Source organism: Archangium lipolyticum (assembly GCF_024623785.1).
GTDB lineage: Bacteria > Myxococcota > Myxococcia > Myxococcales > Myxococcaceae > Archangium > Archangium lipolyticum.
The window spans coordinates 1-22,015 of the sequence record NZ_JANKBZ010000002.1 but is presented as its reverse complement, the minus strand read 5'-3'; the positions used below and the strand labels follow the sequence as shown (position 1 = coordinate 22,015).

15 protein-coding genes are annotated in these 22,015 nt (G+C 67.8%); 8 read left to right on the top strand and 7 right to left on the bottom strand.

Features of this window, described 5'->3' with window-relative positions; all coding sequences use genetic code 11:
- Positions 1 to 90 precede the first annotated feature (90 nt).
- On the top strand, positions 91 to 2,229 hold the full coding sequence (locus NR810_RS03725) for a DUF3160 domain-containing protein (RefSeq protein WP_257447834.1): 2,139 nt from the start codon (positions 91 to 93) through the stop codon (positions 2,227 to 2,229).
- A 44-nt stretch (positions 2,230 to 2,273) separates the two neighbouring features.
- Here NR810_RS03725 and NR810_RS03720 read toward each other — a convergent pair whose 3' ends face one another.
- From NR810_RS03720 to NR810_RS03695, 6 genes are all read right to left on the bottom strand, one after another.
- Entirely contained in the window at positions 2,274 to 4,139 is a 1,866-nt protein-coding gene (locus NR810_RS03720) for a type 2 lanthipeptide synthetase LanM (RefSeq protein WP_257447832.1), read from the bottom strand.
- 91 nt (positions 4,140 to 4,230) lie between these two features.
- Positions 4,231 to 4,380 (bottom strand): hypothetical protein, encoded by a 150-nt coding sequence (locus NR810_RS03715; protein ID WP_257447830.1) that lies wholly within the window; start codon positions 4,378 to 4,380, stop codon positions 4,231 to 4,233.
- Positions 4,381 to 4,461: 81 nt separating this feature from the next.
- A complete protein-coding gene (locus NR810_RS03710; RefSeq protein ID WP_257447828.1) occupies positions 4,462 to 5,784 on the bottom strand; it encodes a cupin domain-containing protein in 1,323 nt (440 codons plus the stop codon).
- A 3-nt stretch (positions 5,785 to 5,787) separates the two neighbouring features.
- A complete protein-coding gene (locus NR810_RS03705; RefSeq protein WP_257447826.1) occupies positions 5,788 to 7,032 on the bottom strand; it encodes a cupin domain-containing protein in 1,245 nt (414 codons plus the stop codon).
- Positions 7,029 to 7,634: a DUF6624 domain-containing protein gene (locus NR810_RS03700; RefSeq protein WP_257447824.1), complete on the bottom strand. Its 606-nt coding sequence runs from the start codon at positions 7,632 to 7,634 to the stop codon at positions 7,029 to 7,031. The genes NR810_RS03705 and NR810_RS03700 overlap by 4 nt, the downstream gene beginning before the upstream one ends.
- Positions 7,635 to 7,650: 16 nt before the next feature.
- Positions 7,651 to 8,847: a cytochrome P450 gene (locus tag NR810_RS03695; RefSeq protein WP_257447822.1), complete on the bottom strand. Its 1,197-nt coding sequence runs from the start codon at positions 8,845 to 8,847 to the stop codon at positions 7,651 to 7,653.
- Positions 8,848 to 9,193: 346 nt separating this feature from the next.
- Between NR810_RS03695 and NR810_RS03690 the strand changes: the two genes are divergently transcribed.
- Together NR810_RS03690 and NR810_RS03685 are read left to right on the top strand one after the other, a co-directional pair.
- On the top strand, positions 9,194 to 10,465 hold the full coding sequence (locus NR810_RS03690) for a ThuA domain-containing protein (protein ID WP_257447820.1): 1,272 nt from the start codon (positions 9,194 to 9,196) through the stop codon (positions 10,463 to 10,465).
- A gap of 94 nt (positions 10,466 to 10,559) precedes the next feature.
- Positions 10,560 to 11,294, top strand: coding sequence for a copper homeostasis protein CutC (locus NR810_RS03685; RefSeq protein WP_257447818.1), 735 nt, complete (start codon positions 10,560 to 10,562; stop codon positions 11,292 to 11,294).
- A 147-nt stretch (positions 11,295 to 11,441) separates the two neighbouring features.
- Here the strand turns inward: NR810_RS03685 and NR810_RS03680 are convergent, their stop codons facing one another.
- On the bottom strand, positions 11,442 to 12,608 hold the full coding sequence (locus NR810_RS03680; protein ID WP_257447816.1) for an ankyrin repeat domain-containing protein: 1,167 nt from the start codon (positions 12,606 to 12,608) through the stop codon (positions 11,442 to 11,444).
- A 368-nt stretch (positions 12,609 to 12,976) separates the two neighbouring features.
- Here NR810_RS03680 and NR810_RS03675 point away from each other — a divergent pair, with 368 nt between their 5' ends.
- The 5 genes from NR810_RS03675 to NR810_RS03655 form a co-directional block, all read left to right on the top strand.
- Positions 12,977 to 13,642, top strand: coding sequence for a hypothetical protein (locus NR810_RS03675; RefSeq protein ID WP_257447814.1), 666 nt, complete (start codon positions 12,977 to 12,979; stop codon positions 13,640 to 13,642).
- A 142-nt stretch (positions 13,643 to 13,784) separates the two neighbouring features.
- Positions 13,785 to 15,413 (top strand): peptide-N4-asparagine amidase, encoded by a 1,629-nt coding sequence (locus NR810_RS03670; RefSeq protein WP_257447812.1) that lies wholly within the window; start codon positions 13,785 to 13,787, stop codon positions 15,411 to 15,413.
- A gap of 219 nt (positions 15,414 to 15,632) precedes the next feature.
- Positions 15,633 to 18,458 (top strand): GxGYxYP domain-containing protein, encoded by a 2,826-nt coding sequence (locus tag NR810_RS03665; RefSeq protein WP_257447810.1) that lies wholly within the window; start codon positions 15,633 to 15,635, stop codon positions 18,456 to 18,458.
- Positions 18,459 to 18,551: 93 nt separating this feature from the next.
- Positions 18,552 to 21,323: an AbfB domain-containing protein gene (locus tag NR810_RS03660; protein ID WP_257447797.1), complete on the top strand. Its 2,772-nt coding sequence runs from the start codon at positions 18,552 to 18,554 to the stop codon at positions 21,321 to 21,323.
- A gap of 62 nt (positions 21,324 to 21,385) precedes the next feature.
- Positions 21,386 to 22,015, top strand: a 630-nt coding sequence (locus NR810_RS03655; RefSeq protein ID WP_257447794.1) for a helix-turn-helix domain-containing protein, incomplete at its 3' end; no start/stop codon positions are given.

Here is a 22,015-nt window from a genome sequence, read left to right as displayed (position 1 = left end):
ACGGGCTCATCGTCGTACAGGTGCCACCGCGCGGGCGTACGCTCGTGTATTGCGGCCCGCTTCCACGGCATGCGAAGAGCGGGCGTGACCATGAACTCACGCATTGCTCTCCGTGTGCTGCTCGTCTCCGGCCTCCTCCTCGGATGCGCCGGTGAGCGCCGGGCCGCGCACCTCCTCGAGGTACCCGACAACACCCCCGTGCTGGAGGGCAGGTCGCTCAGCGCCCAGGCCGAGACCGTGCTGGGGTCCAAGGGTCTGGTCATCTCGACTGGCCCGAACATCGCCAGCTTCCACCTCGGCTACACCGGGCTCTTCAAGGCGCACCACCCGATGTACTTCACCGCGGACAGCTTCCTGTACGCCTTCCACCGCTCGTACGACCGCATCCTTCAGGACGTGGAACGCGGTGCACTGATGGGAGAAATGGGCGCGCTGATCGCCGAGCTGCGCCGCGCGCTCCCGGAGCACACGGGAGGAACCCCCGAGGCCCGAGCGGAGGTGGACCTGTTCCTCGCTGTCGCCGAGAGCCTCCTGACAGGGAAACCCGCTTCGCCGGTCGCTGGCGCGCGTCCCGAGGACATCGCGTACTGGGTCACCGCCATCCAGGCCGAGACGCGCGGGGCGCTGGCGCACGAGGCCCTGTACGGCGAGGGCATGAGCAACGCGGAGATCAGGGAGCACCTGAGGCCCATCCCCGCGGCGGAGCGGCTCGAGACGCCGTGGACCCTGAAGAGCATCGCCAGGATGGACCTCTCCATGCTCCGGCCGCGCGGGCACTACACCACGAGGCTCGACCTCGCCCGCTACTTCCAGGCGATGATGTGGCTGGGGCGCGCGGAGTTCCGGATCGCCGAGTGGGATGCCCGCGGGCGCGCCTACACCATCAACCGGTCGGCGCTGGAGGCGGTGGTGCTCCTGGACGCGCTCTTCACCGACAGGGCCCAGAAGTCCTGGACGCGCCTCGACAAGACGACTCGCGCCTTCGTGGGCCCCCCGGACTCCCTGTCCTTCCCGGGACTGCGAAGGGCCGCCAGCGCGCGGGGCCTAGCGGACATGAAGGGGCTGCTGCGGCTCGATGATGCGGAGCTGGTCACGGTGCTGGAGCCCGAGGCGGGTCAGCGGATCCTCAGCCGGCTGGCGATGAGGCCCGAGGCCGACAAGCCGGCGATCGAGTTCCTCGTCCTCGGCCAGCGCTACGTCTTCGACAGCGAGGTGCTCTCGGCCGTCAGCTACGGCCAACTGAGTCAGCCGCGGATGATGCCCCGTCCCCTCGACGTCGCCTGGGCGGGCTTCCGCAACCCCGCGGCGCTGACCCTGTTGGAGCCCGAGCTGAAGAGCTACCAGTACCGGGATGCACTGGAGGCCGTGGCCACACGCGGCGAGAAGGCCGGAGCGGAGCTGTGGCAGGGCAGCATCTATCACCTGTGGCTGGGAGCACTGCGCGGCCTGTCACCGGATGAGGCCCGGGACACGACGCTTCCGGCGACCCTCCGCTCCGAGCCGTGGCAACGCCGGATGCTCAACGCACAGCTCGCCTCGTGGGCGGAGCTCCGGCACGACAACCTGCTCTACGCGAAACAGTCCGTCTCCTCGATGAACATCTGTGAGTTCCCGGATGCCTACGTGGACCCGTACCCGGAGTTCTTCCGGAGCTTCGAGACCCTGGCGGCCCGGGGGAAGGCCCTTCTCGGCCAGCTCGAGTTCGGAAAAGCCGAGGACAAACAGCGCGTCACGGCCTACTTCGAGCGCCTCGGCGAGATCTCCGAGCGCCTCCGGAAGATCGCGGAGCATGAGCGGGAAGGCAGCCCCCTCACGGCCGAGGAGCTCGACTTCATGAACCACGCGGTCTCGGTGGACGGCAAGACGGCGGGCTGCGCCCGGGTGTGGGAGGCGGGCGGCTGGTACGCGGACCTCTTCTACTCGCGCGAGGACGCACTCGCGCACGAGCCGGTCATCGCGGACGTGCACACGCAGCCCGCGGCGGCGGGGGGAGTGGCGGTGGGCCTGGTGCTGCACGCCGCCACGGGACACCCGCGCCTGATGACGGTGACGCTCGACCTGGGCCAGGGGCCGCGTACCTACCGGGGATTCGTGTCCTCCTACTTCGAGCACACCACCCGGGACTTCGAGCGCCTCACGGACGAGGAGTGGAGGGCGCGGATGTGGCGGGAGCGCCAGAACGGGTTCCCGGCGGAGATGCCCTGGCTGAGCGATCTCCTCGCGCGGTGAGGCCCCGCCATTGTTCATGAAACCTGAGCATAGGACCGGGCGGCCTACAGCGCGTCCATGCTCACGCGGATCTCCCGCTGGTTCCACGAGTACGTCAGGCGTCTCCCCACCTGCGGCCAGTCGAAGGACACCGTGCCCCGGTGGGTGTCCCGCAGCTCCATCCGGACCCCCCTGCGAGGATCCTCGGAGACGGGATGGCGGACATCCCTGAAGACGAAGGCAACGGCGTCACGCACCGCCACGCCCAGCTTCATCAGCGAGATCTGCTCTCCGCCCAGCACCCGCTTCGAGGGCTGGAAGTTGGACGCCATGTACCGCTGCCGCCCCGCGCGCTTCCACCCGGACGCCGCGGGGGGCGAGGCCATGTAGAGCAGCGGCCCTCCTGACGCCTGCTGGAAGAAATACGGGACGTCGAACCGGCGGAGCTGTTCCCGCTCCTCCTGGCTGAACCCGGCACGGCCCGCCGGGGGCGCACCGCCGGGCGACAGCATCATCCGCTCCAGCTCCGCACCGTATGTGGCGCTGTCCTTCACCAGGACGCGAACGAAGCGCCGCCTGGAGGTGCGCCGCAGGAACGCCACCACCCGTGACCGCTCCAGCAGCAACAACGTCCAGACATCGAACATGCCGCGCAGGTAGGGCAGGAGATAGGCACCGAAGCCGGCGTTCCCTTCGGTGTCGGCGATGACGGAGCGGGTCTCCTCCCGGCCCCAGGGCCGCGTCCGCCGCCGCAGATGGAGCCCGCCGCCCCGTGACGGGAAGAAACACACCACGGGGCCTCCAGCGGTGCACCAGCGGGCCTGGCGCTCGAACCCCACATGGTGGTTTCCACGCTCCCGCGCGTCAGAGATCAGCCCTGTCTCCTGGAGCCGCTGGAGACGGCAGAAGAAGACCTCCATGTCCACCGGGTAGGGCAGTGGCTGCCGCTCGCCCCGCCGGGCGCCGACCAGGACGTTGTCCGCGAAGAGGTCCGCGACCCCCAGGGCGAAGCACGCGGCGGTGAGTGAGCCAGCGCGGTGCCAGAAGCGAGCGGCCTCCGGCGGTGTGAGCCGGCAGCCCTGAAGGCTCAGGTCCTCCGAGCGCCGCAAGGCCCCCCACTGCCGGGGCCGGGGGATCCACTCCTGCCAACTGTAGGCGGACCGGTCAGCGCCCCGGCCCTCCAGGATACGCAGGGTGGGCAGCCGCACGGCACCGGACGCGGCGGGCAACCGATTGAGCCACTCGAAGAGCGAGCGCGCGGCCCGGCCGCGGCTTTCGGCCAGGAAGAGGGCTTCTCCCGCCGCCGGCCGCGGCTTGTAGGCCACCGCGCCTCCCCGGCGGAAGTGGAGCCGCAGCACGCTCTGCCGCCCGTTGTGCGTCTCCTCGGGGCTGGCCCACAGTCCGACGACGGGCTCCACGAACCCCTCCCGGCGGAACACCCCCGCTCGCACATCCCGCGCGAGCCGGCCAAGGAAGAGCGAGAAGAACGACTGGAATCCCTCCAGCAGCGCGCGCAGGGCGGCGTCGGGAGGAACGTCCCCGGCCGTGGCGCACAGCGTGAACGCGTCCGAGATCAACGGACCGAACAGCTCGGCGTGGGTGAGGGTGAGCACGCGCGGCCCGAGCAGTCCCTGATACCGCGGCGCCATGCTCCGGCACCAGCGGCCGAGCTCCTCGAGGAGCTCCAGCAGCGGGCGGAAGCGCGGACCCGCCAGCACCGAGCACAGCATGCGGGCATCCTCCGGCCCTTGAAGGGTTCGCGCGACCTGGAGCGCACCCTCGGGACCTCGCCGGGCCACGGGAGGAAAGAACGCGTGGCCGCGCCCCTTTCTCACGGCCTCCACCACGCGGCGGGCCTGGGGAGGAAGGACGGGGTCCGGCCCCGGCGCCGGCGGGGGGATACGCAGCAAAAGGTCGGCCTTCCGGCTCATCGAGTCGCCACCCACCCCAGAAACACGAAGACACGCGCCGCCCGGTGAACCCCGGACCGCGCGTGTCTCGGAGACAGCACCCGCGAGCGGGTTAGACGCAGTAGATGAACCGGGAGCAGCTGCCCAGAACCTTGGCGCTCGAGGAGGCCTTGGTCTTGTTCAGCCTGCGCATCATCTTCGCGAGCTTCAGCTGGGCCTGCTTCGACGACCGGGGGGCCTTCTTGGCGTTCGCCTTCGACATGGGCACTCTCCGCGTAGGTGAGGGTTTACGGCACGTATAGCTTCAACCATCGAGTAAAAGACGTCAAGCCAGCAACTCCCATCAAACCCGCGATGCAGCCCTCCGTGAATCAAGCGCGCGGAATGCCTGAAGCCTCTCCAGCACACGTCGCATTCCCTCGCGCGTGGCGGGGATCGTGCCATCCGCTCCAGACGTCCCCGTGGCGCGTGAGCGGAACGACCGCAGCAGCTCTCCGACAGGAACCTCTCGGCCCGAGCTCAAGGTCTCGAACATCCGCGCCACGGCCTCCACGCGCCCCGCCCCGAGAAGGGCATGCCCGTTGGCGGAGCAGATCCAATGCTCCGTCCCTTCCGGCTCCAGGAGGATCGGGAAGCGGGGGTCTCCACGAACACGGTCCTCATCCTTCAGCCGGCCGCCACGCGCGGGGGGCGGCACCGGCTCGAAGCCCGCCGCGGAGAGGCGCTTGAGCCAGGTGGTCCGCAGCTGACGCCGCACCTCCCTCGGCCGGCTCAGGCCGCGCAGCTCGCCCACGCTCTCCATGAGCGCGCGGGGCAGCTCCGAGGAGAGGATCCCCTCCTCGGAGAGCACGCCGCGAGCCAGGGGCGAGGCGCCCTTCGCTGGCCCGGTGCTCGCGCTCTCGTCCCCGAAGCCGCGCAGCAGGTCATGGACGTCGTAGACCGACAGGTGCTCCGAGATGGGGATTCCGACATTCACGCTGGTGGCGACACCCCGGCCCGCGCTCTCACCCACGTGGTAGTAGCTCGAAGGCCAGTAGAGGATGTCGCCGGGCTCCACCTCCGCCACGAACGAGTCCTTCAGGTAGGGCTCGTAATCCAGGATCGTACTCACCGGCTCCTTCCAGGGCTTCTTCGGCCAGAAGCGCATCCGCTTGCGCCCATGCAGAGCGAAGAGGAAGGTGGTGAAGCGGTCCAGGTGGACGCCCACCGGGCTGTGCTCGTAGTTGCCGTGGAACAGCGTGGTGATTCCTCCGGTCATCGGAATCCCGACGCGCCGCCACAGCTCCGAGAAGAAGGCCCGCTCCCGTGCCCAGAGGCCGAACCCGGAAGCATGCAGCCGGGTGACGATGAGGGCATAGCGCCGATCGCCCAGCCGGGGCGCGAGCCGGGCGTCATACGCCTCCAGCGAGCCATCGGACTCGCGTGGGAGCCACGGCGCGAGGAAGACCTGCTGCAGCCGGTCGATCGTGAACTGGAGGTGGGGAAGACTGTCGGGGGCGTGGCTGCTCCGCAGGTAGCTCCGGGCCGCTCCCGTGGCCGCGTCGAAGACATCCCCCGGCTCGAATGGCGAGGCGGACGTCCCCTTGTAGAGCACCGGGCGCTTGTTCCAGTAGCGCCGGACGAAGGTGTCCCAATCGAACGTCGTGGAGATCTCGATCCGCGGCATCCGTCAGCCCTCCACTCCAGAGACGACCTCGAGGGCACGGAGTGCGTGGAGCGTCTCCAGCAACCGGCGGAGCTCCGTGCGTTGGGGGGCTCGCCGCGCCACCCGGCACAGCTCGCCCACCCGCACCGCGTCACCGGACTCCAGGGACTCGAGGACCTGGAGGGCCTCGGTGCTTCCGGGCATGGGAAACGCGTGGCCGTTGACGGCCCAGATCCACTGACCCGGGCTGTCCTGCATCCGCACCACGCGGCCGTGCGGCGCGCCGCGCACGAGCGTGGAATCCTCCAACGGCGGAGCCTCATGGGGGGGCGGAACCGGTTCGAGCCCACAGGCGCTGACGCGCTGGGCCCAGATGATGCGCAGGGCCTGGAGAAGCTCGGGGCCACGAGCCAGCTCCTCGAGCCCCTCCGCCGTGCGCACCAGCGAGGGGACCGAGGCTCCGGCGCCGCCACGCCTGCGCCGCCAGGGGTACTCGAGATAGGGCACCGCCCCCTCCTGGGGAAGCTGCTGGCCCAGGAGCGTCACGAGGACGTCCTTGACCGCGTCGGCCGGGCGGCTTCCCTTCACGGGGATCCACAACCGCACGGCCATGCAACTGCCCCGGCACTCCTCCAGGTGCCAGGAGCGCGAGGGCGCATACAGGACATCCCCCGCCCCGGCCTCCAGCGTCGTGGCCTCGGAGAGATGACGGCGGAAATCCACGGCCTCGTTGGGGGACTCGCCCCAGAGGCGCTTCCAGACACGGACCCTCAACCGGCCCTGGAGCACCAGGGTGAAGACCGAGTGGTGTGGCCGTCTGGCGAGCCCCTGGGGCGCGCGGGCGAAGTCCCCCAGGAAGACGTCGCTGACGATGGGGAGCACCGGAAAGCCGACACGCTCCAGGAGCCCGCGGACGAAGACCCGGAGCCTGTCCCAGAGGGCGAAATCGAGCAGGAGCGGCTGCTCGACGAGGAGCTGGAACTGCCGCTTCCCTACTTTGGAGGCAACACGGCGGACGTAGCCGTCCACGTCGCGATCCCCGTCTCCGGGCAGGAGCTTGCCGGGGGAGCGGAGCTGGGCACTCCCCGCGAGGAACTTCACGTTGGGGAGCGCCTTGAAGCGCGTTCCGAAGCGGAAGGGCTCGCTGGCCTCGACGACGGTCCGGAACACCTGATCCGGTGGAGCGACAGGTTCGCCCAGGGACAGCAGCGCGGGAGTCTTCTCCCAGTGGTGCCGCACGAAGTGGCCCCAATCGAGCCCGCGTTTCATCGCCGCCTCGTCCGCCGTGGCGGGAACCTCCGCCGTAGGCGTCGAGCGTATGCGGCCAGGGGTTCCAGCTCCATCTGTTTTCTGCGCGCGTCCACCTCGGCTTCCTTCTCGATCGGGTACGGGACGAGCTCGCCGTCCACCTCGCGGAACTTCGTCCCGAAGAGCTGCTTCCGTCCCGCGCGCAGGCGCACCACGTCGGTGAGATAGGCCACGTGCCTCAGGGGAACATCGCCCCGCGCCGCGGCCTCCTCGGTCAGGCGCAGACAGCGGCGCTGGAAGGCCAGGGAGCACTCGGCATGCTGGATGAGCCGGCTCGCGGCGTCGGCGGCCCTGCTCCCCACCAGGCTCCGCCCGGGCCACCCGTGAAGCGAGATCACCTCTCGCAACCACTCGATGCCCGCGGCGCTCAGCGCATCGAGCTTGCGCTGGAGCCCGCGATCCTTGAAGCCGCTCTGGACCCAGCGGGAGCGCAGGGCACTGTCGATGCGGTCCAGTTGCAGCAACTGGGCGCGCGCCTCTCGATCCACCCCGGAGGCGGCGGCCGGGCGGCCCGTCCGGGCTCCGCTCCGCGACCGCCGCCGTGTCCCTGTCGCATCAGCCATCCGTCAAGCCTCCACCTCAACCCGGCAGCACGGTGAGCGGCAGCACCGTGGGCCCACGGACGACGATCGACGCGTGCCACTGCACGGGCGCGGCGTCGCGAACCAGGCCGCCGCACCGGTCGAGCAGTGCATCCAGGGCCAGCCGCGCCTCCAGCCGGGCCAGGGGGGCGCCGAGGCAGAAGTGGATGCCGTGGCCGAAGGGCATGGTCTGCTGGCCCTGACGGTCGAGGTCGAAGCTCTCACTGTTGGGGAACTGGGCCTCGTCGTGGCAGGCCGAGCCCAGCAGCAACATGATGTGCGAACCCGCCGGCAGCCGGACGCCACACAGCTCCGTGTCGGCGGTGGTGAGCCGCAGAATCGTCTGGGCGACGGGCTCGTACCGCAGCACCTCCTCGATGAACCGGGGAATCAGCGAGCGGTCCGCGCGCACGCGCGCGAACACGTCCGGGCGCTCGGCGAGCACCAGGGCGGAGTGGCCCAGCAGGTGGACGGTGGTCTCCAGGCCGGCGATGAGCAGCAGGAAGAGGAAGCCCAACAGCTCCGCGTCCGTGAGGGCTTCACCCTCGATACGGGAGGCGAGCAGATCACTCACCATGTCCTCGCGAGGGGAGCGGCGGCGCTCCGCGATGACCTCCTTGAGGTACTGCTCCATCTCCGTGTAGGTGCCCCGGATCTGCGCGTGCCACTCATGCGCATCCGGAGGGGTGGAGGTGGTGTTGTTGATGTCGTCCGCCCAGCGCTTGAAGCGCGGGTGCAGCGAGGGGTCCAGGCCGAGCAGCTCGCCGATGACGGCGGCGGGCACGCGCAGGGCGAAGGAATCGACGAAGTCCACGGTGCGGCCGAGGGACAGCTCGTCGGCCGCCTGCCGGGCGTAGGCGCGGATGCGCGGCTCCATCCGGCTCAGGGCGGTGGGGCCGAAGGCGCGGTTGACGAGCGACCGGAGGCGGGTGTGCTGGGGCGGATCCACCATGACCATGGACTGCGCGAACGGGCTGCTGCGCCCCAGCCACTCGGGCTCCGCGGGTGCTCGGTGGCCGGTGGAGGAGAAGAGCTGGGGATTCTTCAGGACGTGCAGGATGTCGGCGTACCGGGAGACGGCCCAGAAACCGAGCGGATCCACCTGGGCGAGCCCGAGCTGGCGCCGCAGCTCGGCGAAGAAGGGATAGGGATTGGCACGGAACTCGGGCGTGAAGAGATTCAACCGGACGGACATGTGGACAGCTACCCCCCAGGGGTGGTGAAGAAGTGCCCGGATGCTACCCCAGGTCCCTGAGGCGGGTACGCGCAGCCCCGTCGAAGGAGTCATTGTTGCGGTACCACTGGCGAGCATTCGAAGTGTCGGAAGAGTCCAAGCCCCCTGAGGACCAATCCGTCGCACCTTCCTCCGCACTGACGCGTGGATTACTCGACAAACCGGAATGTCTTGAGTCGCGTCGTGAAGCTGCGATAGCCAGGGACGTGCCCGGTCCCATCCAGGGGCCGGCCACTCCCTGCGGGAAGGACGCAGCGCCGCGCCGTCCGCCGCCACGTCGATTCCGCAGAGAACCGGAAGGTTCCGCATGATCGCAGGCCTCAAGAACGACCGAGTGGTGCAATCGCTCGCAATGCTCGCCGTGTGTTTCTTCCTCGCATCGAGCCCGGCGGTGGCGCAGACGCCGAGCTTCAAGGTGCTGGCCTTCTACAACGGCACCTGGGACGCGGCCCACATCGACTTCGTCAGGGAAGCGAACATCTGGTTTCCCCAGATCGCCACGCAGAACGGCTTCTCCTACACGGCCACCAACAACTGGGACCAGCTCAACGCCAGCAACCTCGCCCAGTACCAGGTCGTGATGTTCCTGGATGACCAGCCGCAGACCGCGGCCCAGCGCTCCGCGTTCCAGCAGTACATGCAGGGCGGCGGCGGCTTCATGGGATTCCACGTCTCCGCGTTCACCACGTCCCCGGACAGCTGGAGCTGGTACCACAACCAGTTCCTCGGCTCTGGTGCGTTCTGGTCGAACACCTGGGGCCCCACCACCGCCGTGCTGAAGGTCGAGAACCAGACGCACCCGTCGACTTCGCACCTGCCGGCGACGTTCACCTCCGCGGTGAGCGAGTGGTACAGCTGGAGCAACAACCTGCGCAACAACCCAGACATCCAGGTGCTCGCCTCGGTCGATCCCGTGAGCTTCCCGCTGGGTACCGATCCCAACCAGTCCTGGTACAGCGGTGACTATCCCATCCTGTGGACCAACAAGAAGTTCAAGATGCTGTACGCGAACTTCGGCCACAACGCGATGAACTACTCCAACAACACCCCACTGTCCTCGACGTTCGCCAGCGAGATCCAGAACAGGTTCATCATCGACGGGCTGAAGTGGCTGGGCGGAGCCGGTACAACGCCTCCGCCGGGACCCATCTCGCCCACCGCCTGGTACACCGTGACCGGCAAGGGCGCCGGCAAGTGCGTGGATGCCAGGTCAGCGGCCTCGGCGAACGGCACCGTGGTTCAGCAATACACCTGCAACAACACCTACGCGCAGCACTACCAGTTCCAGGCGACCAGCAGCGGTTACGTGCGGATCAACAGCCGCCTCAACAGCACCCAGGTTCTCGACGTGAAGGACGTGTCCACGGCCGACGGCGCGCCGATCCAGCTGTGGGCCTATGGCGGCGGCAACAATCAGCAGTGGCTGCCGGTGGTGGAGGCCGGTGGTTCGTACCACTTCGTCAGCCGTCACAGCTCCAAGTGCCTCACCACCGTGGGTTCCGCCGACAGCGCCCAGCTGGTGCAATCCTACTGCAACGGCAGCGCTGCCCAGTCGTTCACCCTCACCCAGCAGCCGTAGTACCTGGAGCGGTCCACGGAGTGGAGGTGCCGGGTCTCGGCCCCTCCGCTCCTTTCCGCGCCTCGGTGGCATCCACATCCAAGAGGGCCGTCTCATGCCGCGTATCACCCTGGAAGTCTGTGTGGATGACATGGCCGGCCTGGTAGCGGCGGCCGAAGGGGGCGCCGACCGGATCGAGCTGTGCGCCGCGCTGGAGGTGGGGGGCCTCACCCCGTCGCGAGGGCTGATGGCGCGGGCAGCGACGCTCGGCCTGCCAGTGTTGGCGATGATCCGGCCGCGGGCGGGCGACTTCGTCTACGACGCGGCGACGCTGGACGTGATGCGCGCGGACATCGACGCGGCACGCGAGGCGGGACTCACCGGCGTGGTGCTGGGCGCGAGCCGGCCAGACGGGCGGCTCGACGCGGACGCGCTCGCGGCGCTCGTCGCACATGCCACCGGGCTCGAGGTGGCGCTGCACAGGGCATTCGATCTGGTGCCCGACCCGTTGGAGGCGCTGGAGACGGCCGTGTCGCTGGGGTTCGCGCGGATCCTCACCTCGGGGGGATGCGCGACGGCGCTCGCCGGGGTGGAGACGATCGCGGCGGTGACACGGGCAGCGGCGGGCCGGCTCTCCATCATGCCGGGCAGCGGCGTGCGGCCCGACACGGTGTCGGAGTTGCTGGCGAAGACCGGCGCGCGTGAGGTGCACGCATCATGCTCGGTGCCACACGTGCCGGCCGATCCGCGCGTGGCGGCACTCGGCTTCGCGTCTCCCCTCGCCCGGCGCACCGACCGGGCGGCCGTGGAGGCCCTGCGGCACGCGCTGAACGGCCCCTCCGCCCTTTGAACAGGTGGCTGAGAACATCCTCGGCCGGGGCACCTCCCCGCGGGGCTTCGCGAAGGCCAGCCCACCTGCAGGAACCTGCCGCTGGAGCTCGAACGTCCTTCTCAGCGGAGAGCTTGTGGCGGCTCCCACCATGGCGAAACAAGGCGGTCAACCGCCCAGCAACCGGACGATGTCCTCGTGCTTCTGGTGCTCCGCGAGCGAGCGCGGGGTATGGCCTTGCGCGGCCGGGTCGGGCCGGGCGCCTCGCGCGAGCAGGATGCGCACGCACTCGAGGTGTCCCATCTCCGCCGCGCGGTGCAGGGCGGTGAAGCCCCGCGCATCCACGGCGTTCGGGTCCGCGCCATGGTCGAGCAGCCAGGAGAGCAGCTCGTCCCGGCCGCTCTGGGTGGCATTCATCAGCGGGGTGGCGCCCTCGACGGAACGTACGTCCACGGGAGAGCCCTTCGTCAGGAGGTGCTCGAGCATGGCCGTACCCTGGCGGCTGACGAGGGCCCAGTGGAGTGGCGTCAGTCCGTCCCGGGCCCACACGGTGAGGGGGACGCCCGCGTCGAGCTGACGGTCGACGGTGTGGGTATCGCCTCGCGCGACCGCGATGTGGAGGAGCGAGTCGGTGCGCAGCATCGCCTCGGGCGGAGTCGGGGGGAGAGGATGCGGCGTCGCGAAGTGCACCTGGTTGCCGAACATCGACATGCACCACGTGGCGGCTGCCTTTGGCTCGGCCTCCAGTCCTTCCGGGAGTGGCGCCGGGTAGGGGAGGGAGAGAGCATGGGTGCGCAAGAGGAAATCGAGCACGAGGACGGTGAGGCTGGGAGGCTCCTCCTGACCGGTGAGAGCGCCGGCGATGCTCGTGATGACGAGGGTGTCTCCCCGGCGCTCGAAGTCCGCCACGGCGTGCACCTGGCGCGTCCAACTGCGCACGACGAGGAGATGCGGGTGGAGGAGATAGAGCCCCCATTTGTGCTCCATCTCCCGAGGGGAGAAGAGGACGCCATCGGGCAGCACGGCATCCACGCGGAAGCGGAGGTCCGTGGTGATGCGGCGCGGAACGAGGGGCTGGGCCCCGATGAACACGGTGCCGTCTTCCTGGCCCATGGAGACGAGGTTCGTGGCGGCCTCGGGGGACTTCGAGGCCGACAGCATGCCGAGCGTCACCGGGCGCACGTCGAGCACGGGCACGCCCCAGGGATTGGCTTCCGGCTGGAGCCACGGGATGTCGGGCAGGCTCGCGAGGCCGCCATCCGCCTTCGGTGGAGGGCGTCCACTCGGGTCGCCCGGACTTCTCGAGAACCAGCGCTTGATGCGTTCCCATCCCATGGCCGCATCGAATGGGAAAAGACGGTGGCGGTCAATTGTCGCCGCAGTAGGTCTGGCCGACGCACTCGCAGCAGTACCCGAGCAGCGCCAAGGGTCATTTCCAGGCGCGATTCCAACTCGGTCAGCTGAAACTCATTCACCATCTCATCGGTTGCGACCTGCACCTCTTGTCCGGACTTCAATTGCGGCAAACTGGAATTTGCCGCAACGACAGGCTCCATTGCGGCTCACCGGCCGCAGCTTGGGGTGCTGTGCCAGCGTCTGGGTAATCCCACGGGCAACGCGCGCTCACGCCGTGTCACAAATCCTCCGGATCCAACATCTAGAGAACGAGGGCTCACGCACGCCCTCCTTCCAAGGATGACCAGATGATCCAGCTGACAGACAGGAATCAGGAACTTTCGACCTCCGACATCCAGACACTCCTCGGTACCTTCGAGGTCGGAACGGGAAGGGTCTGGACCTTTCCCCACCCGAGCGAAGGCGATGGCCGGGTCGGCAAGCTGTGCGTCTCCACCTTCCGGCGCATCCCCGTGGCCGGCGCCACCCAGGATCTGGCGTTGCACGTGACGTTCCAGATTCCAACGCTGATCATCCCCAGCATCGGTGGCGTCCGGCGCGACAGGCGCGTGGACGTACGGCTCACCGTGAGCAACCTCCACCTCACGGCACGACCGGTCAGCAGCCAGCTCATCATCAGTGAGGATGGAAGCTCCGTCGTCCAGTCGAAGGTCTCCATCCATCGTGGCGCCAACAATGCCTGGTCCCGCCTCGGCGAGGCGGACAAGATGACGGACCTGGCCGCCGCGCTGGGGATGTCCGTGGCGAATGCCCAGACCAACATCCCGACGGCACTGGCGGACTACAACGGAGTCTACATCCAGGAGCTCGGCCCACTGCTCGTCACGCGCCTGGAGCGCAAGATCAAAGACAGACTGGGCATCTCAGGTCCGATCGACCCATCGGACCCCAAGAAGGGGACGCTCGATTCCCTCCCCTTCACTGTCATCGTCACGCCCACCAACTGGGTTTGACGGGTACCTGGCGACCTCGAGCTGAGGCTCTGCGGCACGTGCTGGACGGGCTCTCCTGCCGTTGATCAGACACCGGAGGTCATTGCCCGAACGTACCGCAGGTCCTAGGCTTCGCGCTCCCCCCGCTTACCAGGAGAAAACAGTGAAACGTCTTTCCGCAGTCTTCGCCGCCGTGAGCCTGTCACTCGGCGCGATGACCCCCGCGTTGGCCGCCGAGCCGCCCCCCGAGTTCGGCACCGACTGGGATGACCCCCGCACCGCGGCCCCCGCGGTGGAGAAGCCGGCGACGTCCTCGTGCACCGTCCAGATCGTCGACGAGAAGTTCGACGACTTCACGCCCTACACCAGCACCTTCACCCCGCCCGCGGACTGCCCCGGACCGTGGAACAAGGTGGTGCTGCGCATGGAAGGCAAGGTCCAAGGCGTCCAGTACGACCGGCTCGGACACCTGGAGGTGGGCGGCGTGACGATCTTCAAGACGTCCACGCCCGAGCCGTCGCGTGAAGGCATCGCCTGGTCGGTGGAGAAGGACGTCACCGCCTACGCGCCGCTGCTGGCCCGGCCCCAGCCCGTCTGGATGCTGATTGGCAACGTGGTCAACGACACCTACACCGGCGTGCTGGACGTGCAGGTGTACCTGACCTTCTACCAGGCCGAGGGCCGGTACAAGCCGGCCGACACGGCCAGCGACGTGCTCCCCCTGACCAACCCGCGCCGCGAGGGCAGCGCGCTGCTGGGCGAAGTGACGGTGCCGCGCAACACCGAGCGGCTCGTGGCCGAGGTGTACGCGACCGGCTCGGGCGGTGGCTGCGAGGAGTTCTGGTACTTCACCGTCCCGACCACCGTGCCGTACTCCTGCCCCGCCGACTCGGGCCCGTACCGCGAGGTGCAGATCGAGGTGGACGGCAAGGTGGCGGGTATCGCCATGCCCTTCCCGCATGTCTACACGGGCGGCTGGGCCAACCCGTTCCTGTGGTACGTGCTGCCGGCGCCGCGCGCCTTCGACGTCCGCCCCATCCGCTATGACCTCACCCCGTTCGCCGGACTGTTGACCGACGGCAAGCCGCACCAGATCGCGGTGCGGGTGCTGGGTGTACCCGAGGGCCGCCCTGGCTGGGATCTGCCGACCAACGTGCTCGCCTGGCGAGACCCGCGTGCCTCGCGAGTCATCGGCGGTCTGATCGAGCACCGGGTCGGGCCGCTGGCCAATGACTCCACGCCCGCGCTGGTGGACGGCTGGAACCAGCTGGACACGCAGGGTAGCCATCACCTGCGCGTCTCCGGCTTCCTGTGGACCTCGCGCGGGTGGGTGGTGACGACCGTCGAGCAGTCGGTGTCCAACTCGAGCATGCACCGCTGGATGGGCGACGCGGAGAACCCGGATGGAATCACCGCGACCTGGAAGGACACCAGCACCGTCACGGTCGCCGGCCTCGGCCACTTCCCGACCGTGAGCCGCTCCGAGAAGCGCTTCACGCTCGATGGGCTCATCAGCGTGACGCCGCAGAACCGGCTCACCACGACCATCACCCTCCACGACGAGGCGGACGAGCGCACCACCCAGGGGCTGCGCACGGTGGCGCACCGGAAGCTCAGCGACCTCTACACCGGTGAGGCCGCCTATACGTCCGGCGTCCCGCGCGCGCAGCGGAACGCGGTGGGAACCTCCACCCACCGCTACCGGCTGACCGGGGACAAGCACACCTGCTACGACCGCGCCATCACCACCCGCAACGGCTTCGTCACCGGGGACCTCCAGCACTGCGACTGAAATAGGCCCCGAACAGAGAGGCCGTAAGCCAGACAATCGGGTCAACGGAAACGTGGGGAGGGGGGCCCCACTCCGTCCACCGTGTGGAGATGAACAGGCGCCGTTGATTTTGAAAGTCTGCGTATCCGTGTTTTCCTGATATTACTTGTTGAATCCCTGCTCATGGGATACACCGCCGTGCACGTCAGGGGGCGGTTCTTCATGAAATGTATTCGGTGGATGCATCCAGGTTTCGCATGCGCCGCGACGCTCGCGGCGGCGGGGATGCTCTCCTCTTGGGAAGCCTCGGCGGCCGGACTCTCCTGGCCCGCGCGGCAGGTGCTTCCCTCCTTCTCCGCGCCGGCGGCGACGCTGGATCTGATCGATGTGACGACCAGCGAGTTCCGCTACGAGGGCGAGGGGCCGCAGCTGAGACACGGCACCGGGCATCTGGACGGCAATGGCTGGCTCGCGCAGACGTCGATCGATGCACCCAATCAGTTCATGATCTACGGCCCCTACGCCACCGACATCCCGCCCGGTGACAACACGGCCTTCTTCGATCTGGCCATCGACAACAACACGGCCAACAACGCCCTCATGGTGACGGTCGATGTCCGGGACAACACGACGGGAACCGTCCTGGCCAAACGAGACATCTATCGGATGGACTTCACGAAGGTGGGCTCCTTCCAGAGGTTCCTGCTCCCGTTCAACAACCCCGCGGCCGGGCACGGAATCGAGTTCAGGGTGTTCTGGTACGGGGGCGCCTACATCAAGGTCGACGCAGTGGGGGCTCCGAACCAGCTCAAACACGACGAGGAGGTGCTCTTCGCGACCTTGAAAGGGCTCGTCAACAGGACCCAACCCCGTATCTACAGCTACGACGACACGGTGCGGGGAAACGAGGGCAAGTACAACTGGCTGAATTCCCTGGGGCTCGGGTACACGGAGGTCACCGACAAGTGGAGCCTCCTGACCAGATACAAGAGCGAGATCGCGGGTATCGTCATCTACGACAACGCGGTGCCTGACACGCTGAACCTGGCCACCACGATCGCCAGCCTGAGGAATGGCATCGTCGCGTCCCCCTCGCTCGCGGCCAGGCTGACCGCCGCCCCGTACTACTTCCCCGTCCTGCAGGACCTGCGCGGCTCCTTCACGTCGAAGACCCAGGTCTACCAGCACCTGTACGACTTCTACTGGTCCCAGGTGACGCACCGGTTGCTCGTCGGCCTCACCCCGGAGATCAAAGGCAACCTGCGGGAGTACGCCGCGGCGACCCAGACGGCGGTCGTGTGGCTCGACCCGAAGATCCCCTCGGAGGACACGCTGCTGAGGAAGTTCCTGGCGGGCATGCCCTACGGGAACGGCATCTACATGGGCTGGTGGCCGGACGAGGCGGCGGGCATCCAGCGGGTCTCCGAGTACGGCGTGTCCACCATCGCCAGCGACTTCTCCTCGAACCTGACGGTGTTCGGTGGGACATCGCGGACCGTGAACGTCAAACCCGTTCCCAACAAGCCCACGCTGAACAACAAGATCTACGTCACCCTCATCCTGAGCGATGGGGACAACATGCAGTACCTGGAGCATCACTTCAAACGGCTCTGGGACAGCCCCAACCGGGGACAGGTCCCCCTGGGGTGGACCATCTCCCCGGCCATGCTGGACGCCATGCCCGGCCTGTTGAACTACCTGTACAACACGGCCACTCCCAACGACAACCTCATCTCGGGCCCGACGGGGATTGGCTACACCTATCCCAACTACTGGGGCAACCAGACCTATCTGGACAGCTATATCGCGCTGACCGATGACTACATGAACCGCGCGGGGTTGAAGGTCCTCACCGTGTGGAACACGATCAACGGCGGCACGAACACCAACGTGGGGAACAGCTTCGCGTACAACGCGCCGTCCCTGCTGGGATTGACGGCCCAGAACGCGGGCGGCGGCATCACGGTCTACAACAACGTCATGCCGAGCCAGGGGCTCAATGCCACGTACTGCCCCACGGAGAGCTCCATGATCTCGGAGATCAACAAGACCATCTCCGGATGGAACGGCACCGCTCCCCGGTTCGTCAGCATCCAGGCAAACCCCTGGGAGGGCAACACCTACCAGAGCTTCATCAATGTGGTGAACACCTACAAGAGCAACGGCAACATCGTCTTCGTGCGGCCGGACAACTACTTCCAGCTGATGCGGGAGTACTACAACCTGCCCACGGACACGTCGGCCATCGTGAAGACGTACGAGGCGGAGAATCAGAACTACGCCGCCTCGCCGTTCTCGCACGCGGTCGGCCGTTCCTACGACAACGGCTGGACGGCGAACGTCACGGACGACGGGCCGGGAATGATGCTGTACGGCCCGTATGTCACCACCTTCCCGGCCGGTCAGCTGACCACGACGTTCAAGATGAAGATCGGCTCCATCGCCGGCAACAACGACAACGTCGTGACGCTCGATGTGAGGGATGCCACCACCGGAGTCGTGTTGACGTCGTTCGACGTCTACCGACATCAGTTCAAGGCGGGCGGCGTGTATCAGGACTTCAGCCTGACCTATCACAACGTCGCCGGGCACCAGCTCGAGCTCAGGGCCAACTACAAGGACAAGGCCTCGATCAACATCGACAAGGTCACGACGACGACCCGCCTCGGTCAATACGAAGCGGAAGGAGCCGTGGTGGCTCATGGCACCGGGCGCTCGAGCGGGGACGGCTGGCAGGCTTCGCCTTCCCTCGACGCGGCCGGGCACATGGTCTACGGCCCCTACGACGCCAACGTGCCTGTCGGCACCCACAGGGTCACGTTCCGGCTGAAGACCGACAACAATTCCCTTGGCGCTCAGCCCGTCGCGGGAATCGATGTGAGAGACGGCACCACGGGACTCAGTCTCGTGAGCATGGACGTGACCTCACAGCAATTCACCACCGCCCACCAGTACCAGGACTTCAGCCTGAGCTTCCATCACACGACGCTCAATCATCCCCTGGAGTACCGGGTCTACTTCCACAAGAGCGCGACGGTCACGGTCGACAAGGTGCTCATCCATTGAGCCTACGGAACCGGCCCATGGAGGAGCCCAGAGAGGGATTTTGACCCGCTCCGGGCTCCACCCGCCTCTTCACTCCATCCCGCGGAGAACATCATGACTCGCCCCCCCCGACCCACGCGTGCTGGCAGCGTCGCCCTCCGGCTGATGCCCCTGCTCTGCTACCTGCTCTCGCTCCAAGGCGCTCACGCCGCCTGGGCTCCCAAGCCCCCTCCCCTCTCCACCCCGTGGACCTCCCAGGTCTCCACCACCAACGCCCTTCCGGACTATCCCCGTCCCCAGATGGTCCGCTCCGACTGGCTCAACCTCAACGGCGAGTGGCAGTTCGGTAACGCCACCGCCGGCCAGACGCCTCCCTTCGGCCAGAACCTCCCCGAGAGCGTCCTCGTCCCCTTCCCCATCGAGTCCGGCCTCTCCGGCATCAAGCGGCACCAGGACCGCATGTGGTACCGCCGGACCTTCACCGTCCCGGCGGCCTGGAGCGGCCGACGCGTCCAGCTTCACTTCGGCGCCGTGGATTGGGAGTCCACCGTCTACGTCAACCGCCAGCTCGTGGGCACGCACCGCGGCGGCTTCGACTCCTTCAGCTTCGACATCACCAACCACCTCAACGGCGGCACCAACGAGATCATCGTCGGTGTCTATGACCCCACCGACGCGGGCTCCCAACCCGTGGGCAAGCAGACCAACAATCCGCAGGGCATCGAGTACACGGCCGCCTCGGGCATCTGGCAGACGGTGTGGCTGGAGCCCACGCCGTCCGCCCGCATCACCCGGCTGGACATGACCCCGGACCTGGCCGGCTCCACCCTTCGTCTCACGGTGCGCGGCGCGGGACTCTCCGGCCAGACGGTCGAGGCCGTGGCCTTCGATGGCACCACCCCGGTGGGCAGCGCTACCGGCAGCGTGGACGGGGAGATCCGCATCCCCGTGCCCAACCCCAAGCTCTGGTCTCCCGAGAGCCCCTTCCTCTATGACCTGCGCGTCTCCCTCAAGAGCGGCTCCACCGTCGTCGACCAGGTGACGAGCTACTTCGGCATGCGCTCCGTGGGCCTCAAGCTCGTGGGCGGCGTGGTCCGCCCGGTGCTCAATGGCCAGTTCGTCTTCCAGATCGGCACCCTGGACCAGGGCTACTGGCCCGATGGCATCTACACCGCTCCCACGGACGAGGCGCTCAAGTTCGACATCCAGAAGCACAAGGACCTGGGCTACAACCTCATCCGCAAGCACATCAAGGTCGAGCCCCAGCGCTGGTACTACTGGGCCGACAAGCTGGGTCTGCTCGTCTGGCAGGACATGCCCTTGATGGACTCCGGCAAGACGCCCGATGCCGCCGCGCGCACCCAGTTCGAGCTCGAGCTGCGCGAGATGATCGACGAGCACCGCAGCGCCACGTCGATCATCACCTGGGTGGTGCAGAACGAAGGCTGGGGCCAGTACGACCAGGCCCGGCTGGCCGACCTGGTGAAGAGCTGGGACCCCAGCCGCCTGGTGGACAACATGAGCGGCATCAACTGCTGCGGCGCCGTGGATGGCGGCAACGGAGACTTCGCGGACTGGCACGTCTACGTGGGCCCGGGTTCTTCCCGTCCCTCGGGCCTGCGCGCCGCGGTGGTGGGTGAGTTTGGCGGTCTGGGCCTGATGGTCGACGGCCACGACTGGAGCCCCAACGGCAGGTTCTTCTATTACGAGCTGGTCCCCGACAGCGCGACGCTCACCTCCCGCTACGTGGGCCTCATCAACTCCATCCACCGCGTGATGAACAGGCCCGGCCTGAGCGCGGCCGTCTACACGGAGATCACCGACGTGGAGGGCGAGGTGAATGGTCTGTTCACCTACGACCGCGCCATCCTCAAGGTGGATGCCAACCAGGTGCGCAACGCCCACCTCAACCTGATCGCCGCCTCGCGCCAGCTCAACAACCTGGGGCTCATGCAGTTGGGCCAGTACCGCTCCCTCCAGGTGACGACGCCCGGCTACACCCACCGCTATCTGCGCCACATCGACAGCCTGGGCTTCACCGAGGTGGTGAACAGCGCCAGCGGCGGCACGCTCAAGCAGGACGCGACCTTCAAGGTCGTGGCGGGCCTGGCGGATGCCTCCTGCTACTCCTTCGAATCGCGCAACTACCCCGGCAGCTATCTGCGGCACTTCAACAGCCGCATCCGCAAGGACGCCCGGGATGGCTCGGCGCTCTTCGACCAGGACGCCACCTTCTGCGCCCGCCCGGCGCTCGATGGCTCCTCGTCGAGCGTGTCGCTGGAGTCCAGGAACAAGCCCGGCTTCTATCTGCGCCACCGCAACGGCGAGGTCTGGGTGGACGCCCTCGAGAACACCACGGGCTTCCGTCAGGACGCGACCTGGGGCATCTCGCCCCCCACGTGGTGGAGCGAAGCGAACGTCCCCATGGGCGCGTACCAGTCCCTCCAGGTGACGACGCCCAACTACACCAACCGCTACGTGCGCCACATCGACAGCCTGGGCTTCACCGAGGTGGTGGACGGCGGCAGCAATGCCACGCTCAAGCAGGACGCGACCTTCAAGCTCGTGCCCGGTCTGGCCGAGTCCAGCTGCTACTCCTTCGAGTCCCGCAACTACCCCGGCCAGTACCTGCGGCACTCCAACAGCCGCATCCGCAAGGACGCGCGGGACGGCTCGGCGATCTTCGATCAGGACGCCACCTTCTGTGCCCAGCCAGGGCTGTCCGGCACCGGGGTCTCGTTCCAGTCCTACAACTTCCCCGAGCGCTACATCCGCCACGCCGCCGCCGAGCTGTGGATCGCCTCGGGGTTCGGGTCCACCTGGGACTCGCCCGCCAGCTACAACGCGGACGCGAGTTGGAACGTCGCGGCCCCCTGGGCTCCCTAAGCCATGTGAACTAAGTTCTTTCAGGGGGTAACATCGCCGCTGAGCAGGAGAGAGGAGCGGCGATGTCCTCTGAGCAGCGTAGCATCCGGCTGACACCCCGGCAGAGGCTGGCACTACAAAGGGCTACGCGGCAGAGGGGCAAGGCAGGGGTGGCACTGCGTGCCACCGTCGTGCTGCTGAGTGCGCAGGGGCAGAGTGCCGCCAGCATCGCCCGGACGCTGGGGCTTACCACCCGCACGGTGCATGAGTGTCGCCGACGTTGGCGGCAGCTGGGAGTGCGGGGGTTGGAGGATGCACCACGCTCGGGCAGGCCCAGAAGAGTGGAGTCCACCTACCTGCAGCTGCTGCTGCGCACAGTGGAGTCGGACCCACGCCAATTGGACTTCGCCTTCACTCGCTGGACACGCGCACGCCTGGCGGAGTACCTGCGGCAACGTACAGGCACTGACGTCAGCCCTGATTGGGTGGGCAGATTGCTGCGGCGGCACGGCTACGTGTGGCGCCGCGCCAAGCCCACCACTCGTCACCTGCGCGAGGAGGGGGAAAAAACGACGCGCCGCCCGTTGCCTCAAAGCCCTGCGCACTCGCAGTACCCGCCCGACAGCCAGGTTCGAGCTGTGGTACGCGGATGGCGTGCGCTTCGACCTGCTGCCGGTGACGCGCTCCATGTGGAGACGCAGGGGGCGACGCCT

Coding starts and splice junctions, on each gene's coding strand:
- NR810_RS03725 (WP_257447834.1), top strand. CDS start 91: ATGAACTCACGCATTGCTCTCCGTGTGCTGCTCGTCTCCGGCCTCCTC.
- NR810_RS03720 (WP_257447832.1), bottom strand. CDS start 4,139: ATGAGCCGGAAGGCCGACCTTTTGCTGCGTATCCCCCCGCCGGCGCCG.
- NR810_RS03715 (WP_257447830.1), bottom strand. CDS start 4,380: ATGTCGAAGGCGAACGCCAAGAAGGCCCCCCGGTCGTCGAAGCAGGCC.
- NR810_RS03710 (WP_257447828.1), bottom strand. CDS start 5,784: ATGCCGCGGATCGAGATCTCCACGACGTTCGATTGGGACACCTTCGTC.
- NR810_RS03705 (WP_257447826.1), bottom strand. CDS start 7,032: ATGAAACGCGGGCTCGATTGGGGCCACTTCGTGCGGCACCACTGGGAG.
- NR810_RS03700 (WP_257447824.1), bottom strand. CDS start 7,634: ATGGCTGATGCGACAGGGACACGGCGGCGGTCGCGGAGCGGAGCCCGG.
- NR810_RS03695 (WP_257447822.1), bottom strand. CDS start 8,847: ATGTCCGTCCGGTTGAATCTCTTCACGCCCGAGTTCCGTGCCAATCCC.
- NR810_RS03690 (WP_257447820.1), top strand. CDS start 9,194: ATGATCGCAGGCCTCAAGAACGACCGAGTGGTGCAATCGCTCGCAATG.
- NR810_RS03685 (WP_257447818.1), top strand. CDS start 10,560: ATGCCGCGTATCACCCTGGAAGTCTGTGTGGATGACATGGCCGGCCTG.
- NR810_RS03680 (WP_257447816.1), bottom strand. CDS start 12,608: ATGGGATGGGAACGCATCAAGCGCTGGTTCTCGAGAAGTCCGGGCGAC.
- NR810_RS03675 (WP_257447814.1), top strand. CDS start 12,977: ATGATCCAGCTGACAGACAGGAATCAGGAACTTTCGACCTCCGACATC.
- NR810_RS03665 (WP_257447810.1), top strand. CDS start 15,633: ATGCATCCAGGTTTCGCATGCGCCGCGACGCTCGCGGCGGCGGGGATG.
- NR810_RS03660 (WP_257447797.1), top strand. CDS start 18,552: ATGACTCGCCCCCCCCGACCCACGCGTGCTGGCAGCGTCGCCCTCCGG.